The 17,762-nt window shown below is 35.0% G+C and carries 21 protein-coding genes; 17 read left to right on the top strand and 4 right to left on the bottom strand.

Features of this window, described 5'->3' with window-relative positions; translation table 11 throughout:
- Positions 1-7 precede the first annotated feature (7 nt).
- Positions 8-184 (top strand): zinc-finger domain-containing protein, encoded by a 177-nt coding sequence (locus AC1M36_RS13810; RefSeq protein WP_174103065.1) that lies wholly within the window; start codon positions 8-10, stop codon positions 182-184.
- Between the two features lie 30 nt (positions 185-214).
- On the opposite strand, the gene AC1M36_RS13805 is transcribed toward AC1M36_RS13810, so the two are convergent.
- Complete coding sequence (locus AC1M36_RS13805) at positions 215-463, bottom strand: DUF2564 family protein (RefSeq protein WP_003206638.1); 249 nt, start codon at positions 461-463, stop codon at positions 215-217.
- 120 nt (positions 464-583) lie between these two features.
- Positions 584-781, bottom strand: coding sequence for a cold shock-like protein CspB (gene cspB, locus AC1M36_RS13800; RefSeq protein WP_003196492.1), 198 nt, complete (start codon positions 779-781; stop codon positions 584-586).
- Positions 782-1,077: 296 nt separating this feature from the next.
- Here cspB and AC1M36_RS13795 point away from each other — a divergent pair, with 296 nt between their 5' ends.
- The 7 genes from AC1M36_RS13795 to AC1M36_RS13765 all read left to right on the top strand — a co-directional run bounded on the left by AC1M36_RS13795 (position 1,078) and on the right by AC1M36_RS13765 (position 7,205).
- Positions 1,078-1,773: a YqcI/YcgG family protein gene (locus AC1M36_RS13795; RefSeq protein WP_336451836.1), complete on the top strand. Its 696-nt coding sequence runs from the start codon at positions 1,078-1,080 to the stop codon at positions 1,771-1,773.
- A 143-nt stretch (positions 1,774-1,916) separates the two neighbouring features.
- On the top strand, positions 1,917-2,549 hold the full coding sequence (locus tag AC1M36_RS13790; RefSeq protein ID WP_336451837.1) for a LysE family transporter: 633 nt from the start codon (positions 1,917-1,919) through the stop codon (positions 2,547-2,549).
- A gap of 19 nt (positions 2,550-2,568) precedes the next feature.
- Positions 2,569-2,862: a cytoplasmic protein gene (locus AC1M36_RS13785; protein WP_336451838.1), complete on the top strand. Its 294-nt coding sequence runs from the start codon at positions 2,569-2,571 to the stop codon at positions 2,860-2,862.
- Between the two features lie 88 nt (positions 2,863-2,950).
- The gene (locus AC1M36_RS13780) at positions 2,951-3,580 is read left to right on the top strand and encodes a sterol desaturase family protein (protein ID WP_336451839.1); all 630 of its coding nucleotides are present in this window, start codon (positions 2,951-2,953) and stop codon (positions 3,578-3,580) included.
- A gap of 191 nt (positions 3,581-3,771) precedes the next feature.
- Positions 3,772-4,110, top strand: coding sequence for a DUF485 domain-containing protein (locus AC1M36_RS13775; RefSeq protein ID WP_336451840.1), 339 nt, complete (start codon positions 3,772-3,774; stop codon positions 4,108-4,110).
- 2 nt (positions 4,111-4,112) lie between these two features.
- A complete protein-coding gene (locus tag AC1M36_RS13770; protein ID WP_336451841.1) occupies positions 4,113-5,663 on the top strand; it encodes a solute symporter family protein in 1,551 nt (516 codons plus the stop codon).
- A gap of 186 nt (positions 5,664-5,849) precedes the next feature.
- A complete protein-coding gene (locus AC1M36_RS13765; RefSeq protein ID WP_336451842.1) occupies positions 5,850-7,205 on the top strand; it encodes an aspartate aminotransferase family protein in 1,356 nt (451 codons plus the stop codon).
- Between the two features lie 173 nt (positions 7,206-7,378).
- Here the strand turns inward: AC1M36_RS13765 and AC1M36_RS13760 are convergent, their stop codons facing one another.
- Positions 7,379-8,536 carry a cation:proton antiporter gene (locus tag AC1M36_RS13760; RefSeq protein ID WP_336451843.1) on the bottom strand — a complete coding sequence of 386 codons (1,158 nt, stop codon included), beginning with the start codon at positions 8,534-8,536 and terminating at the stop codon, positions 7,379-7,381.
- Between the two features lie 293 nt (positions 8,537-8,829).
- Between AC1M36_RS13760 and AC1M36_RS13755 the strand changes: the two genes are divergently transcribed.
- Together AC1M36_RS13755 and AC1M36_RS13750 are read left to right on the top strand one after the other, a co-directional pair.
- Entirely contained in the window at positions 8,830-9,663 is an 834-nt protein-coding gene (locus AC1M36_RS13755; RefSeq protein ID WP_336451844.1) for a MerR family transcriptional regulator, read from the top strand.
- Between the two features lie 99 nt (positions 9,664-9,762).
- Complete coding sequence (locus tag AC1M36_RS13750) at positions 9,763-11,118, top strand: MATE family efflux transporter (protein ID WP_479845959.1); 1,356 nt, start codon at positions 9,763-9,765, stop codon at positions 11,116-11,118.
- Between the two features lie 19 nt (positions 11,119-11,137).
- Here the strand turns inward: AC1M36_RS13750 and AC1M36_RS13745 are convergent, their stop codons facing one another.
- Positions 11,138-11,815, bottom strand: a complete 678-nt coding sequence (locus AC1M36_RS13745) for a DUF421 domain-containing protein (protein WP_336451846.1) — start codon at positions 11,813-11,815, stop codon at positions 11,138-11,140.
- Positions 11,816-11,995: 180 nt separating this feature from the next.
- Between AC1M36_RS13745 and AC1M36_RS13740 the strand changes: the two genes are divergently transcribed.
- The 7 genes from AC1M36_RS13740 (at position 11,996) to AC1M36_RS13710 (ending at position 17,749) form a co-directional block, all read left to right on the top strand.
- A complete protein-coding gene (locus tag AC1M36_RS13740) occupies positions 11,996-12,577 on the top strand; it encodes a YdcF family protein (RefSeq protein WP_336451847.1) in 582 nt (193 codons plus the stop codon).
- Positions 12,578-12,841: 264 nt separating this feature from the next.
- Positions 12,842-13,159, top strand: a complete 318-nt coding sequence (locus tag AC1M36_RS13735) for a magnetosome magnetite crystal formation protein family (RefSeq protein WP_336451848.1) — start codon at positions 12,842-12,844, stop codon at positions 13,157-13,159.
- A 129-nt stretch (positions 13,160-13,288) separates the two neighbouring features.
- Positions 13,289-14,023 carry an oxygen-insensitive NADPH nitroreductase gene (gene nfsA, locus AC1M36_RS13730; protein ID WP_336451849.1) on the top strand — a complete coding sequence of 245 codons (735 nt, stop codon included), beginning with the start codon at positions 13,289-13,291 and terminating at the stop codon, positions 14,021-14,023.
- Positions 14,024-14,185: 162 nt separating this feature from the next.
- Positions 14,186-15,154: an ArsR/SmtB family transcription factor gene (locus AC1M36_RS13725; protein ID WP_479845958.1), complete on the top strand. Its 969-nt coding sequence runs from the start codon at positions 14,186-14,188 to the stop codon at positions 15,152-15,154.
- Positions 15,145-15,954, top strand: a complete 810-nt coding sequence (locus AC1M36_RS13720) for an ABC transporter permease (RefSeq protein WP_479845957.1) — start codon at positions 15,145-15,147, stop codon at positions 15,952-15,954. The genes AC1M36_RS13725 and AC1M36_RS13720 overlap by 10 nt, the downstream gene beginning before the upstream one ends.
- A gap of 11 nt (positions 15,955-15,965) precedes the next feature.
- Positions 15,966-16,949 (top strand): ABC transporter ATP-binding protein, encoded by a 984-nt coding sequence (locus tag AC1M36_RS13715; RefSeq protein ID WP_479845956.1) that lies wholly within the window; start codon positions 15,966-15,968, stop codon positions 16,947-16,949.
- Positions 16,946-17,749, top strand: a complete 804-nt coding sequence (locus tag AC1M36_RS13710) for an ABC transporter permease (RefSeq protein WP_336451853.1) — start codon at positions 16,946-16,948, stop codon at positions 17,747-17,749. Before AC1M36_RS13715 ends, AC1M36_RS13710 begins: the two co-directional genes overlap by 4 nt.
- Positions 17,750-17,762 lie beyond the last annotated feature (13 nt).

Raw genomic sequence — 17,762 nt, 5'->3', positions numbered from 1 at the left:
TGCAGTGGTGAATAAAAAGCAGCTCATTACAGAGGTAAATGATTTATTAGAAACATATTGTGAAGGATGTTTCTTGCAGGAACATTATAGAAAAACTCATAGCAAATATTATGCTCATTCTTTTTGTATTCGGCAGTGTACTGTGGGAGAGAAATTAAAAGAATATGGAGAGCGATTATCGTAAAAAAACATCCAGAGATAACTCTGGATGTTTTTAATGCTTAGCTTCCTTCAATTGGTGTTCACATAGACTTAATTTTTTTTCTTCGTTCATTAAAAAAGGCTCATCTAAATCTGTTGCAACAGATTTCATTGTTTCAAGTTGAGAGCGTGCAGATTCGACTGCGGTTGTCGCATGCTGTAATGATTCAGGATCCATTGTAATTGTTGCAGAACCTACCATTTTTTGTGCTGTTTCTACGCGGAATTTTACTTCTTCAAAATCATTTACATGTGAACCCATTATCGATTCCTCCTTTATATTCTGTCACATTTCACATAGTTTTCACCCTGCAAAAAGGAAATATACAAAGGAATAATAAAGGAGGTTACCAAGTAAGGTAACCTCCTGTTATATGTTGGATTAAAGTTTTACTACGTTAGCAGCTTGAGGTCCGCGGTTTCCTTCAACGATATCGAAAGATACTTCTTGACCTTCTTCTAAAGCTTTGTAGCCTTCGCCTTGAATAGCTGTGAAATGTACGAATACATCGTCAGCACCTTCAATTTCAATAAATCCAAAACCTTTTTCGTTGTTAAACCATTTTACTTTTCCTTGCATGTTACAATTCCTCCTAAAAAACGATTACTTTTTCATTTAGTGAATCTCGTTTGAAATGTTTGCAGGTTCATAAAACTGAAAATGCTATATTCTCGAATATTCTGCTAAATGATATTTTTAATATACACGAAATGGTAGATTTTAGTCAAGTAAGCGGTTTTAAATTTTTGTATTTTTAAATAATTTTTTACACAAGTTTTTTATGGTATAGGACAAGCTCTTTTTTTAATATGTTTAAGTGAATGCTGTACATAATGAGGTGAGAGAATGAATCTTATTTATTAGATAATGAAGGGATGAGAAATAGGATAGATATACCAAGATGGGTTCCGCAAGAATTTGAAAATTTTTCTAATGTTGTATTGGACCCAACTTTTCCTTGTTATTTTGGTTTAACAGCTTTAAAGAAAAATGAACTTCGCTACTCATTCTTGTCTCATGATGATCGGAGTCATCTACCGCAGACAATGCTTTCTTTTTTACAGTTGATGAATGAACGGCCCGTTGTAAGAAGAGGATTTTTTCTTTTTGTTGAGCCAGAACGTGAAGAATGCTCACTTGAACATTACCGAGCGTATTTTTGGAGAATTCTACAATATTTACATGAAGAAGATAATCAATTATGGCCAAAGCAGATTCCAGAAAATCCAGATCATTATTTATGGGAATTTTCATTTGGCGGAGAGCCAATGTTTGCGTTTGGGAACGCTCCAGCTTATAAACAAAGAAAAACGAGACATTTGGGGAACTCACTTATTATTGGATTTCAGCCACGAATTATTTTTGATGGACTAGAAGGAGATCGGCCTAAAGGTTCGTACTCAAGACAAATGGTTAGAGAACGGGTTGAAAAGTGGGGCCAATTTCCAAAACACCCGAATATTAGTCATTACGGAGATCCGGATCACCGTGAGTGGAAGCAATATTTTATTGGAGATGACATTGAACCAATCGAAGGGAAATGTCCATTTCATCATAAAATAAAGAAATGAAGGCCGCCGTAAAGGAGTGGATTTTTTACATATTTTGGATCAAAAAGGGCATTTTATATATGTATATTTTTCGTAAAAGCTAGTCTGTTTTTCACAATACTCTCATTAGTTAATAGTAAAAAAGATATAGAAAGGATATAGCGATGTTTGGGGCAATTATACAGCAATTTATACTAGGAATTTCATTGGCTGCACCAGTAGGCCCGATTAATATTGAAATGTTAAAAAGAGGGATTGAACGTGGCTTTTGGCATGCTTGGCTTGTTGGGATAGGAGGAATGAGTGCAGATATTTTATTTATGCTTTTGATTTACTTTGGATTATCTTCTGTATTTATGTATACATATGTACAAGCGTTTATGTATTGCATAGGTTTTTTCTTATTGTTTTATTTAGGATTTCAAAGTGTAAAACAAGGAATTTTACATTCAAATATGGAATATAAACAAGAAGAGGTAGGTGGACTTCGCCAATCCTTTATGGCAGGATTTTTAATTGCGATATCTAATCCGTTAAACCTTGTTTTTTGGTTTGGTGTATATGGAAGTACGCTTAGTTCATTGCTTACAAAGGTAACGAAGCAGGAGGCTTTTTTATATAGCCTTTGCATTATTGGAGGCATTATTTTGTGGAATTTAAATATTGCCTTTTCTGTTCATTTTGGACGAACATTACTTAAGCCAAAGGCACTTGGCTATATTACAGCGGGAGCTGGCTTTATTTTAGTTGGGTATTCGATTCATTTTGCGTATAAAGCATTACAGTTGTTCATATAAGAACGAAGGGGAGATTTTTATGTATCGAACCACAGTTAATGGAAAAGAAATTATCATTACATTAGCACCAAAAATTCGAAAAGAAATAACGGATAGGGACCCTTTATATGAAGCTGTTCTTCAAACTGTTGAAAGGTTACTTCAAACAAAGCAGCCAACATTTGCTGTAAATCATGAAATATTGGGACTTATTATTGGAGAGGTACAGAGAGGAGAAGTAACTGTCTTTGCAGTTGAACACATCATACCGAGACAAAATATATTTGGTTCGCAAAATTTTTTCTCTACAATAGAACGGCGAGCAAATTTGTAATGAAAAGAGCATAACATAGCATAGATAAAGTAAAAACAGTCGTAACGATATGTTACGGCTGTTTTTTCGAAGAAAGGGGATAGGTTGAATGAAAAGAGTGTTGAAAGAGTTCTTTTTGCAACATGATATTCTTATTATGTTTGGAGTACTAATTCTTTTTATCATTATTTTGCAAATGCAATTATTTACAGGAATAGCGGCTATATCATGCCTTGCGGGTATCATTTTTTATACAATTAATGAATATGTGACACATCGATTTTTGTTTCATATGAAACCTCCTAAAAATCCATTTTTACTGAAAATGTTAAAGAGATTACATTATGATCATCATGTGTATCCTGATGATTTAAAACTATTATTTTTACCAGTTTGGTATAGCATGCCGGGATTTGCGATTTATTTGTTCATTTTGTATGGAGTGACAAATCATATAACGATTACACTCTCATTTGGAATAGGGATGATTGTAATGCTGCTTGTTTATGAATGGAAACATTATATAGCGCATAGACCAATTCGTCCGTTGACTCGTTTTGGTAGATGGCTAAAAAAACAACATATTTTGCATCATTATAAAAATGAAAATTATTGGTTTGGTGTGTCGAATCCAGTGTATGATTTTTTATTTGGTACATATAAAAATGGGAAAGATGTTGAATTAAGTAAGACGGCACGTGATCTAGAGAAAGAGCAAAATCAGGAAGTAGTACGATAAACGTTTCCTTTATTCTGCAAAAATATATTAAAAAATTGGGAAAATATGACGAAAAATGTCTAGCGAAAAATCTTTGCAGAGAAGGAGAGATTGTCTAAAATTAAGTATAAGTTTCTGAATATTTATAAAATTTAGTTTTTTGTTATGCGAAGGGATTGGATGTAAAGAATGAGAGAGAGGGGAGAGGACGAGTGAAAAGAGATAGTTCAGCACGTAAGTTGCAAAGCGAGGTAAATTATACAGAAGTCGTTCAGTCAGCGGAATTTCAATCATTGCTAGAAAAGAAGCGGAAGTTTATTGTCCCAATGAGTATTTTCTTTTTAAGTTTTTTTATTGCATTGCCGATTTTGACTTCTTATTCGAAGGTGCTAAATACATCAGTATTTGGTGATGTGACATGGGCTTGGATTTTTGCTTTTGCACAATTTGTTATGACATGGGCGTTATGTATGATCTATAGCAAAAAAGCGGAATCATTCGATAAGATTTCACAAAAAATTCTTCAAGATATGCAGAAAGGGAGGGGATAAACTTGAACGTAACAGCATTTGCACTTTTTTTAATTATCGTTCTCGGTACGCTCGTCATTACATACTTTGCATCGAAAAAGACGAAAAATGCGAGTGAGTTTTATACAGCAGGAGGAGGCTTGACTGGGTGGCAAAATGGTCTAGCCATTGCGGGGGATTATATGTCAGCTGCTTCTTTTCTAGGAATTGCAGGAGCAATTGCGTTAACTGGATTTGATGGTTTCTTTTATAGCATAGGCTTTCTTGTTGCTTATTTAGTTGTATTATACCTTGTTGCCGAGCCACTTAGAAACTTAGGGAAGTATACATTAGCTGATATGATTGCAGCTCGTTTTGATGCGAAAAAGGTACGCGGAGTTGCTGCTTTAAATACGATGACAATTTCAATTTTCTATATGATTGCACAACTTGTGGGAGCAGGAGCACTGATTAAATTATTATTAGGAATTGAATATACGACATCTGTTTTAATCGTTGGAACGTTAATGACGGTGTATGTGATTTTTGGGGGGATGACAGCGACAAGTTGGGTACAAATTGTAAAAGCTGTCTTGCTAATGGCTGGGACATTTATTATTTCAGTAATTGTATTTGCAAAATTTAATTTTAGCGTGACAGAAATGTTTGCGCAAATGAAAGCGGCAACACCTCTAAAGGAAGCATTCTTAAATCCAGGTGTGAAATACAAGGATGGATTGGATACACTTTCTTTAAATTTAGGTCTCGTTCTAGGGACGGCAGGTTTACCTCATATTCTCGTTCGCTTCTTTACTGTTCGTGATGCAAAAACAGCACGTCAGTCTGTTGTATATGCAACATGGTTAATTGGCGCGTTTTATATTATGACGATTTTCCTAGGTTTTGGTGCAGCTGCTTTTGTAGGGAATGCGGCAATTATCCAGGCAAACCCAGCTGGTAATATGGCAGCACCTTTATTAGCAAAAGCTCTTGGTGGAGATTTCTTGTTTGCTTTCGTTTCTGCAATTGCATTTGCTACGATTTTAGCAGTTGTGGCAGGGCTTGTTTTAACAGCAGCTTCAGCATTTGCACATGATTTTTATAATGAGATTATTCGTAAAGGTAAATCAACAGAAAAAGAACAAGTATCAATGGCGCGTTATGCTTCAATTGGGGTAGCCGTATTATCTATTATTTTAGCGCTATTTGCTCAAACATTAAACGTTGCATTCCTCGTTTCGTTAGCGTTTGCCGTTGCCGCGAGTGCGAACTTGCCAGTTATTTTGTTTACGATTTATTGGAAGCGTTTTAATACAACAGGAGCAATCTGCGGAATGGTTGTTGGTTTAGTTTCAGCTATCGTATTAGTTGCACTAAGCCCGAATGTTTGGAGTCCTGAAGCTGGGAAAGCAATCTTTGTTGGAGAAGCTTTATTCCCTTATACAACACCTGGGATTATTTCTATTCCACTTGGGTTTTTAGCGGCGTACTTAGGGACAATCTTCTCAAGTAAGAAAGAAGATGCAGCGAAATTTGATGAAATTCTTGTTAAATCTAACACAGGTCATGGAGTTAGTGATGTGTCTGCACATTAAGAAGAGAAAGAGCTTTCCAGTTTTTTGGAGAGCTCTTTTATTTTGGGTTTTTGCTTAAAAATATTACGTTGTAGTTGGTAGGATTTGTTTCGTTCATGTGGAATGAAAATAAATAGAGAAAACTTTATCTCATCATGGCACCAGTGCAGCTTGAAGAAATATAAGTTGTTTTGGAAGGTGGAATGTATGATGAAAACAAAACAAACAGATGCGCTACTTGCAAAGGATGAAAAGTATGTGTGGCATGGCATGCGTCCCTTTAGCCCAACTAGCACAATGGTTGGGGCAAAAGCCGAAGGGTGTTGGGTGGAAGATATAGAAGGTAAACGATATTTAGATGGTATGAGTGGGCTTTGGTGTGTGAATAGTGGGTACGGAAGAAAAGAGCTTGCTGAAGCAGCGTATGAGCAATTGCAAACATTATCATATTTTCCAATGTCACAATCACATAAGCCGGCAATTCAGCTTGCTGAAAAGTTAAATGAATGGCTTGAAGGCGAATATGTCATTTTCTTCTCAAATAGTGGATCAGAAGCAAATGAAACAGCATTTAAAATTGCTCGTCAATATTATGCATATAGGGGTGAACCACACCGGTATAAATTTATATCACGTTATCGTGGTTATCATGGAAATACAATGGCAGCGATGGCGGCGACAGGGCAGGCACAGCGGAGGTATCAATATGAGCCATTTGCTTCAGGTTTCTTACATGTGACGCCACCAGATTGTTACCGAATGCCAGAGATTGCATCACAAAATATTTATGAAGTAGAATGTGTGAAAGAAATTGATCGTGTTATGAAGTGGGAATTAAGTGAAACGATAGCTGGATTAATTATGGAGCCAATTATTACAGGCGGAGGTATTTTGATGCCACCGCAAGATTATATGAAAGCCGTTCATCAGGCATGTCAAAAACATGGCGCATTACTAATTAGTGATGAAGTCATCTGTGGTTTTGGGCGCACAGGAAAAGCGTTTGGTTTTATGAATTATGATGTAAAACCTGATATCGTTACAATGGCAAAAGGAATTACAAGTGCATATTTACCATTATCGGCAACAGCAGTGAAAAAAGAAATTTATGAAGCATTTAAAGGAACGGGAGAATATGAATTTTTCCGGCATATTAACACCTTTGGCGGGAATCCAGCTGCTTGTGCGTTAGCGCTTAAAAACTTAGAAATTATGGAAAATGAAAATTTAATTGAGCGTTCTGCACAAATGGGATCTCTTTTATTAGAACAGTTAAAAGAAGAAATTGGAGATCATCCATTTGTTGGAGATATTAGAGGGAAAGGTTTGCTTGTTGGTATTGAAATGGTAAGAGATAAAAAAACAAAGGATCCAATTGATAATGCTATAATTTCACGTGTTGTGAACACTTGTAAAGAAAAGGGACTCATCATTGGGCGTAATGGAATGACAACAGCAGGCTATAACAATGTTTTAACTTTAGCACCGCCTCTTATTATTTCAAGTGAAGAAATCGCTTTTGTTGTCGGGACATTGAAGACAGCGATGGAACGCATTGGATAAAGGAATAGAAAAGCGAGCCGAAGAGGATAGGGGCTCGCTTTTTCGTGTATTGTTTTGCTAATGAACACCGTATTCGCTATTCTTATTTCCTGTATAAATAAAAAACGAGATGATTGCCTTTTGAAGAGAATCATCTCGTTTTTACATTATGAAACTAGTACGCTACATAGATACTATGCACTTTGTTTTAATTGCTTATCTTTTACACCAAACGAATATTTTAACATTGGCGGTGTAATCATTGTTGTTAAAATAACGACAATTACAATTGCTGTAAAGTAATCTTGTGCTAGTAGTCCAGAAGTAAGCCCCTGCCCTGCAATGATAAGAGCGACTTCACCGCGGGAAACCATGCCAGATCCGATAATTGTAGAAGATTGGAAATCAAATCCTGTTATACGGGCTCCGAATCCGCAACCAATTAGCTTTGTTAACACAGCGATGATTGTTAATGCTAAGATAAACCATACTTTATCTCCAATACCTGCAAATGTAATGTTCATACCGATACTTACAAAGAAGATTGGAACGAACATTGCATAAGCAATTGGTTCTACTTTCTTTTCTACTTCATGTTTATAATTTGTTTGAGAAATCGCAATACCTGCTGCAAATGCACCGATAATTCCAGCGATTCCTAGTATTTCACCAAAGTATGCGAAAGCGAAACAAATGATAAGAGCTGCACTAATGATAGATTCTGAGACACGCAGTGGTGATAACCAGCGCATAATCATTGGAACGCCTTTCCAACCAATTAAGATAATAGATGCGAAGAAGACAACCTTTTTCAAGATAATGATAGTTAAGTTTACATCAGCTGATCCTAGGAAACTCATTGCAAAAGCGAGTAAAATAACAACGAGAATATCATCAAAAACAGCTGCACCCAGCATTGTTGTACTTTCTTTTGTTTTCATTTTTCCTAAGTCACGAAGTGTTTGTACGGAGATACTAACACTTGTTGCACATAATAGTAATCCTAAAAAGACAGCATTTGCTTGTTCCATTCCAATGACAAGTCCTGCAACGTAACCACCTGCAAATGGAAGAACGATACCACCAATAGCAACTGCCAATGAAGAATTACGATTTGCGTTTAGTTCTTTTAAGTCTGTTTCTAGACCGGCCATGAACATCAGGAGAATAACTCCTACTTCACTTAACTGTGTAAGTAAATCTGAATTGTTTACCCATCCTAATACTGCAGGACCGATTACAATACCGACGATTAACTTTCCGAGTACAGAAGGTTGACCTAGTCTAACGCTAATGTCACCAGCAATTTTCGTACTTAATAAAATTAACGCAATTTGAAAGAAAAATTCCATCTCATCTCCCCTTTTCATTATTGTTTTTATTATACGATTTCTCGGAGTTTGCTTAATGTAAAACACTATGTAACACACATCAAACAAGAGGTCTTTATACAGGTTCTTTTGAACTTGTAATTTGAACCTGTAATAAATATATAATAACTTTCAAGAAAAATCAACGTTAAATTGGCAAATTTTCATTGAGAATGATTCATTTTGAATAAGAAATATATGTCTATATAATGAAGAATAGGAAAATAAATTTATTTGAAGGAATAAATCTATTTGAAAGAAATGGAGAAGGAAATATGTTATTCAATCAACGGTTTACAATTGGGGAAATGGCAAAAATGCATAATATTGCGGAATCAACGTTACGTTATTATGATGAAAAAGGTATTTTTCATCCATCCATTGTTGATCCACAAACAAATTATCGGTACTATACGATCGATCAATTTTCACTTTTAGATACCATTAAATTTTTACGTCAGTTAAATATTTCTTTGAAAGAAATCAAGACGTATATTGATGAGAGAAATCCATCCTATGCTTTAAATTTGCTAGAAAAACAACAAGAAATGATGCTGAAGAAACAAAGGGAAATTGAATATGCATTGGCAAAAATGAATCATAAAATTGAAATGATGAAAGAAGCTACTGCTTCAAAAGCGAATCATGTGACATTTAAGAAATTACCAAAGAGAAAAATTACAGCGTTAGCTATCGCACCGAATATAACAGATGATATGTTTGAGTACTATATCCACTCACTTCAAAAAAATATGAAGCAAATAGATGATAGTTTATTTTCAGGAGATTTAGGTGTGACAGTGTCAAAAGAAGGGTTGCTTCAAAATGAATTTCAATCATACAATAGTGTTTTTATTCTTCTTGATTATATGCCGTTTCAAATTACTACTTCAGAGGAATTTAAAGAAGGGATGTTCGCTTGCTCTTATCACCATGGACCATATGAAGAAACGGATGGAACTTACAAGAATCTGTTAATGGATATTAAGGAGAAAGGATATGAAGTGTCTGGAGATGCAATTGAGCTCGCTTTAATTGACTGGTCTGTGACGGAGAATCCAGAAGAGCAAGTTACGGAGATACAAATTCCAGTAATAAAAAAGAAATAAAAGGTTGTATAACAAAAATGCATGTTAAATTCTCACTTGACCTTCAAGTAACTTGAAGGTTTAAAATGTGAACAGAGAATTGTAAAGGAGCATTTTGTTATGGAAACAACTGAGAAGTTAAGAGAAAGACCAATAAAAAGTTTATTTATATCTTATTTAATACCATCGGTTCTTGGAATGGTATTAATGTCGGTGAATATTGTAATCGATGCCGTTATGATTAGCAGGGGCGTCGGAGCGAATGGCTTAGCTGGAGTAAACGTTGCTGTCCCAGCCTTTTCCATTTTTTTCTCTATATCATTGTGGATTGGAATGGGCGGGGCTACACTATACTCTATTGCATTAGGTGAAAATAAAATAGAGCGAGCAAGATCAATCTTTACACAATCTATGATAGTAGCTGTTGTAATTGTTGGTTTATTAATGGCTATTTGTTTATGGACAATAGAAGATTTAGCTTATTTATTTGGAGCGAATGAAGTAATCTTGCCGTATGCCTTAGACTATCTAACTGTATTATTAACATTTGGAATGATATACGTATTAGAAAATATTTTAAGTACATTTATACGAAACGATGGAAATCCAAATTTAGCGATGGCGGGGCTTGTTGTAACAGCGTTATTAAATATTGTCTTTGATTATATCTTTATTTTTATGTTTGGTTGGGGCGTAACAGGGGCGGCAGCAGCGACTATTTTGTCAGCAGCAATTGGTTTTCTTGTATTACTAAGTCATTTCTTTAGAAAAAGTAGTATTTTAAAATGGACGAAATTTCATTTTGAATGGAATACAGTTAAACAAATTATGGTGATTGGTTTTCCAAGTTTCACCGCAGAAATAACAGTAGCAATTGTAACAATTGGATTTAATATAGCCTTTATTCAATATGCGGGAGAATTAGGTGTTGCCTCATATGCAATGGTCAATAGTATTCACTCGATGACACTATTGTTGTTCTTTGGCGTTGGAGCAGCATTACAACCAATTGCAAGTTTTCATTACGGGGCAAATTTACCTGAACGGTTGAAAGAAGGATTACACTTTGCGGTAAAAATAGCTGTTACACTTGGATGTGTGGCGATTGTGATTGGATTATTCTTTGGGAAATACATTATTGGTCTATTTGATGTCCAATCAACAGAATTACTTACACTAACTGTAACGGGGATTAGTCTTTTCTTTATTCAATATGTATTTTTAGGTTATAACATTGTATATGGAGAATATTTTCAGTCAGTGAGACAAACAAGAAAGTCCATCTTTATTATTTTGAGCCGTGGTTTATTACTCATTATTCCACTCCTATGGATTATGCCAAAGTTGTTTGGTGTAAATGGAATTTGGCTTGTAATGCCAGTCGCAGAGTTACTAACAGCGATTATCGTATTTGGAATGAATCGTGTTTCTCATCCTGTATCAGTACGGAATATAGAAAGAGAGCATGTAGTATGATAGAAATCCCCTTAATAAATTAAGGGGATTTCTTATTTTTTAAACTAACTGTAAAAGAGCCATCTGTTTCTTGAACAGAAGCAAATGCAACGTTTTGGATGTCTTCAAATCCTTTTTTTAGTAATTCATTACGGAGCCATTTCTCATTTTTATGGATTAATTTTAAATTATCATATTGGATATGCGCATCAACAATAAGGGCGATTGGTAGACCGGCATATGTAACATCTATATCCATATCTTTAGGAGTAAGAGGAACAAGTTCTCTTTTAGGTAAAATGCTAATTGCGCCATTTGCTTCTAAAATCGCATATTCGATTTCGTTTACGTTAGGATATCCCGCTACTCTAAGGTTAGAAAGTAACTCAGCTATTGGATATCTACTTTGTTTTAAGTTCTCGAATAGGATATTTCCATGTTTAATTAGAATTGTAGGTTGACCAAGGATAAAACGATTGAGTTTATTTAGTAAACTAAGCTTCGTAATGAAAAGGTGAAGACATGTAATAACAACCATACCAACAATACCTTCCCATATCCCATCGACTGGTATAGCTTGAAATGCTAAGTAGGATAAAAAAATAATGGCACCAAAATCATGTGGTGTAAGCTGTGCCAATGCTGATTTTCCTAATAGTTTAATCGCTATAATAAACAATAAAAAAAAGAATGTTACATTACATAAAAAAGCAATCAATGTCTGCACCTCTTATACAAAATTCGTGCTGTAGATAGTGTACACTTTACTCAATATTCCCATATCAATTATAAATATTACCTTTTGAGGATAAATAAGGGTGAATTGGAGAGTTGGGATGTACAAATAAACAAGTGGATATTATGATGGGAATATAGAGAAAAATAGGAGTATGTGTAGATGTTAAAGAAGAAAAAAATTATTAAGTATAGCTTGATTTTAATTATGATCGTAATAGGTTATATGGGTATTTTACAATATAACATTTATAAGCATGGACATATGAAAGTGCCAGGTGATGCAGACTACATGATACTTTTAGGTGCGAAGGTGAAAGGAACGGAGCCTTCCTATTCTTTACAATATCGCATCGATAAAGCTGCGGAATATTTGAAGATACATGAACAAACGATCGTCATTGTATCTGGTGGTAAAGGGAAAGGTGAAGATATTTCGGAAGCATTGGCTATGAAACAAGGATTAATGAAGAAAAATATTGCAGAACAAAGAATTATTATGGAAGATCGTTCTACAAATACAGATGAAAATATTGAATTCTCAAAGGAACTTATTCCAGCAAGTAAGAAAAAAGGGATGATTGTTACAAATGACTTTCATATGTTTCGGGCCAAAAAAATTGCTGAAAAACAAGGCCTGAAGGTAGAGGGGCTTTCTGCGAAAACACCGAAACCGATTATTATTCAATCAAATGTGAGGGAATATTTTGCGATTACACAGTATTGGTTAATGAATCGTATATAGTGATAAAGTGAAAATTTAATCAGTGGGGAAGTTTTTCATCCTTCACTGATTATTAGTCTTCACCAATCGGGCTTTTACGGGCAGTTGATCCCTGTCTAACTTCTTTGTTTTCGCTGAATTTTGAGATAGGGATCTTACTGCCCCTTAATGCGGGATAAATCTTACAAAACTGTAATTTGAGTGAAAGGTAAAGCGATAGTTTCTAAAGTAGTTGCATGACATAATAAAGGTAACAAAAACAATGAAACTTTAGAGGTGAATCGTATGAAAGGCAATAATATTTTATCTTCAATTTGTTACTTTAGCATTTTCTTTGCACCGTTTCTATTTCCGATTATCGTCTACTTTATTGCGGAAGATGATGTGAAATATCATGCAAAAAAAGCATTGTGGACACACGTTCTCCCATTTGCAATTTTGTTTAGCGGACTGGCACTCTCAGGTGTGTTTGGTTTAAGCTTTGGAGAGTCTACGAGTGTTGAAATTGGAATTGTTGTAACATATGTCGTCTTTGCAATTGTAGGAATTTACTATTTCTTATGGAATATTATGAAAGGTATTAAAGTATTGAGAACAGCTTAATATGTACAAAAGGATCAATCGTAAAGATTGGTCCTTTTGTATGATTATTACCCGATGAGCATATCCTTTGTATGTAGCAAAAGATTGTGTTACTTATTAAGTATTCAGATTATAAAGGGTGGGGAAAGTATGAATGAAACGATACATACCATGGAACGACACACATCAGTCCGCAAATATAAAAATGAACCAATACCAAAAAATATAATCGAAAGAATGGTACAGGCAGCTCAGCATGCAGCATCATCGCATTTTGTCCAAGCGTATTCGGTTATATATGTAACAGATGAATCACTAAAAGCGCAATTGGCAGAGTTATCAGGTAATCGTCATGTGAAAGATTGTGCGGCATTCTTTGTTTGCTGCGCAGATTTGAAGCGTTTAGAAATAGCATGTGAGAAACATGAAAAAGAAATTAAACATGATAGCGCAGAGGACTTTATTGTAGCTACAGTAGATGCATCCTTATTTGCACAAAACTTAGCGCTTGCTGCAGAATCACTAGGATACGGTATTTGTTACATTGGAGGAATTCGTAATAATCCAAAAGAGGTGAGCGATTTGCTTCATCTGCCAGATAAGGTGTACCCGGTGTTTGGAATGACAGTTGGGGTACCTGATGAAAGCCATGCAGTGAAACCGCGTTTACCAGTCGCAGCAATTTTACATGAAAACGCATATGACGAAAATAAATATGATGAATTACTAGAAGAATATGATCGAATAACGAATGAATATTATAAGGGAAGATCTACAAATCAAAAGGATGTAACATGGACAGGATCAATGAGCGCCTTCATGTCAAAAGAGAAACGAATGCATATGAAGGAGTTTTTGAATAAAAAAGGGTTTAATAAACGATAAAGATTGGAAAGCAAATTTGTGAGGAGCAGATTTGCTTTTTTTATGAAAATATTTCAAATTTTCCATTGACGTTTACATGGTAAGTTGTTAATATACTGAATAATTTTGCAAAATTATAAAATTGATTCGATGGAAAACGAATCAAAGAGAGGAGAAGTTATATTGCAAGTTACATCATGGTTTCAGCGACATGTCAAAGTTGTATATTCACCATTTCGCGAAATGTTAATAAGCTTACACGTGTTATGTAATCCTGCTCACCATGTGAAACGATTAAAGTGGGCGGAAAATGTATTGAATCAGATGGAGAAAGAAGAAAAAGAAGTATTATATGAGACTAATGAAAAAAGTGATGATTGGTTTCGTTTTATAGATTGGTGCTCTGAGTTTCAGCAAGAAGCTTATGTAGAAGAAGGAATTGAAAAATTACGGGCGACAAATATCAAGAGATTTCAGGGAATGTTTTCGGATTTAGAAAAAGATATGGTTTGTGATTTTTTACTTACGTATCATCAGCGTTATTTTGCACGTGAGCTGTTCCGCATTGAACCATGGTTAGAGCAATCTGTATATGATGTGAAAGAAATAATTAAACAAAATCCATTGTCTCTTTCTAAAAATTTGCATCCGAGATTTTTAATTGATGAAAAGGAAATAACATTTTTAAAAGCTCGTACGTGGCAATATCGTTATGAGGATTTATCAGCAATCACATTGTATCCATCTACTTTTGTTGCACCTCATTTATTAATAGATAATCTGATTTCTACTCATATAAAAGTTTACTATGAGGTGGAGGTTGCATCCTCATTTGTAGATGAAGTGCCAAAGGATCTTATACGCATTTTACAAGCGATATCAGATGAAACGAGATTAAAAATGCTTAGGGATTTATCCTTTCAAACTTTTTGCACGCAGCAATTAACAGAGCGATATAACCTTACAAAATCGACGGTTTCAAACCATTTAAAAATGTTAGAATCTACAGGTCTTATACAAAAAGAACGAAAAGGTTATTACGTATTTTATAAAACAAATCGAGACCGATTAGAACAAATTCGTGTTGATTTAGATCAATTTATGGATTTTCCAATTGTTCAAAAAACAGAGGAGGGGAGAACATGTGGCTAACGTTTAAGGCTACATTTCGTCGTGATTTTTATACGATGCGTAGAGCATACCCATGGTCCTTTTTTCTAGGACATATTTTAACTGGTGTATATATCGTATTGTTTGCTTATTTAACGTATCATTTTATGTTTCAAGGAAAGTTGGATGCGAATTTCACGAAATTAGGGAAGACGGATGATTATCTTTCTTATGTTATATTAGGAGCTATTTTTTATTCTTTTGCTGTTTCTTTATTAATGATTGTGAGCCGGACGTTGATTACGGAACTTCGGGAAGGGACACTTGATGTTTTATTATTAACGCCATCATCTCGGCAAGGGTATTTTTTGGGAGCAGCAGCACAAGGCGTATTACGAGTGGGACTAGAATTTCTTGCGATTTTTACTTTTGGTTTATTTTTTGGATTGCAGTTTCGAGAAGTGGATATGACCTCAATATTGCTTTTATTTGTTATTTTCTTTTTTGCTATATTTGCCCAAGCTTTAGTTCTTGGCGCTTTTATGCTCTATTTTCGGGATACATATTTAACGCAAAATACATTGTTTATTTTTATGAGCCTTGTAAGTGGAGTGTTCTTTCCAGTAGGTTATCTGCCTTCATTTTTACAGCCTATGAGTTTATTTATGCCACTTTCACATGGTTTATCAGCATTTCGATTGTGCGTGATTGAGGGAGGGAATGTAGCTTCCATACAAATGGAACTGATGTGGTTATCAGGATTAGGAGTGGCTTATTTTATTGCAGGTGTATGGACGATGAAACGAATGGAGAAGTATGTGATTGAAAAAAATTTTGCATAGGGGGATTTCGTATGATACAAGCAAAGCAACTTGTAAAGCGGTATGAGTTGAAAGAGAAAGTAGGCTTTTTTCGTAAAAAGAAAAGAGTAGTTGAAGCGGTAAATGGATTGGATTTAACAATTCAAAAAGGTGAAATTGTAGGACTATTAGGTGTGAATGGTGCTGGGAAGACAACAACGATAAAAATGCTAGCGACGCTTCTAGAACCAACTTCAGGTACGATTGAAATTGATGGGATGGATAGCACGAAGCAAGATTTATTTATAAAGAAAAAGCTTAATATGATAGCAGGTGGAGAACGCATGTTATATTGGCGTTTAACAGGATATGAAAATTTGCAGTACTTTGGAAGTTTGTATGGATTAAAAGGATTTGAATTAGAGGAGCGTATTCAGTTTCTTCTGCAGCAAGTAGAACTACAAGAAGCAGCTCATACACCTGTAGAACGATATTCAAAAGGGATGAAACAACGCCTGCAAATTGCAAGAGGCCTTATTAATGACCCGGACTATTTATTTCTTGACGAACCAACATTAGGGCTAGATGCACCTGTAGCGAAAAAATTGAGAGAAATGGTCTATCGTTTGGCAAAGGAACAAAATAAAGGAATTTTATTAACAAGCCATTATCTCGAAGAAGTAGAGGAGCTTTGTAATCGTCTTTATATTATTGAAAAGGGGAGATTATTGTATGAAGGGACGCCAGAAAATATTATTCAATCGATTGTCCGTGAATATCGGTTGGAAATTGTAATTCCAGGTGTGCAAGATGAAATAATAGAAAGATTTGAGCATTCGTTAGGACTGAAGGAAATTCAATTTGAAAGAGAACATAGGGGTGAATATATACGATATGAACTTAAAGCATCCTTCGATATGACAACAATAGTATTATCACTATTAACAAAATATCAAATTCGTATCTTACAGCTAGAGACGCATAAAGCTAGATTGGAAGACGCAATATTACAACTTGCAAGTGAGGTGAGTGCATGAATATGTTTTTGGCAGAATGGAAAAAGAGTCATCGTAATCATTTCCACAGTAAGATGGTTTATTTTTCGTTATTTATTTGGCCAGTGCTACTCTTTGCAACGGCATATTTTTCTGTAAAACCATTTGATACATCAAGTGGTAATCCGCTTGCGAAATGGATGGATCCGAAGCAAATTAGCTTTTTTCTCATTACTGGTTATATCGGATATGTTTTTTTTTGGAGCCTCGTGCAATCCGCATGGCAAATGTCATGGGAACGCCAAAATGGAACACTTGAACTCATCTTTTTAACACCAGCATCACGTGTATGGATGATGTACTGTAGGGCCGGAGCTAATTTAATAGAAGGAGTTTGGATGTTCACATTTTTTTCTATCCTAATCGCATTGTTTCTAAATGATAGACCTATGCCGCCGGTTGAAAATATTGTATTTGCCTTTCTCATTTTATGCATTTCAGCTGTTGTGTGGGGTGGGTGCTTAAATACTATTTTCTTATTTTCACGGGATGCTAGTATCCTATTTACTATATTAGAAGAACCGATGCAATTTTTTGCTGGTGTACGTATTCCAATTATTGTATTACCACTATGGGGTAAAGTATTAGCAGCACTGTTTCCATTAACGTATGTACTTCAAATTTTCCGCTCATTATTAATGGAAGGCAAAAGTATTATAAATGTACTTCCAGAGTTAGGGTTGTTAGCTAGTATATTAATTATTTTAATTGGGGTATCATATGTGCTTGTTCGAAAAGCAGAGAAACATGCGAAACGAACAGGAAATATGGTTTTATTTTAAGGGATGGGGGAAG

Source organism: Bacillus sp. Medicinal_06 (assembly GCF_056711665.1).
This window is presented reverse-complemented; position numbering and strand designations above follow the sequence as displayed.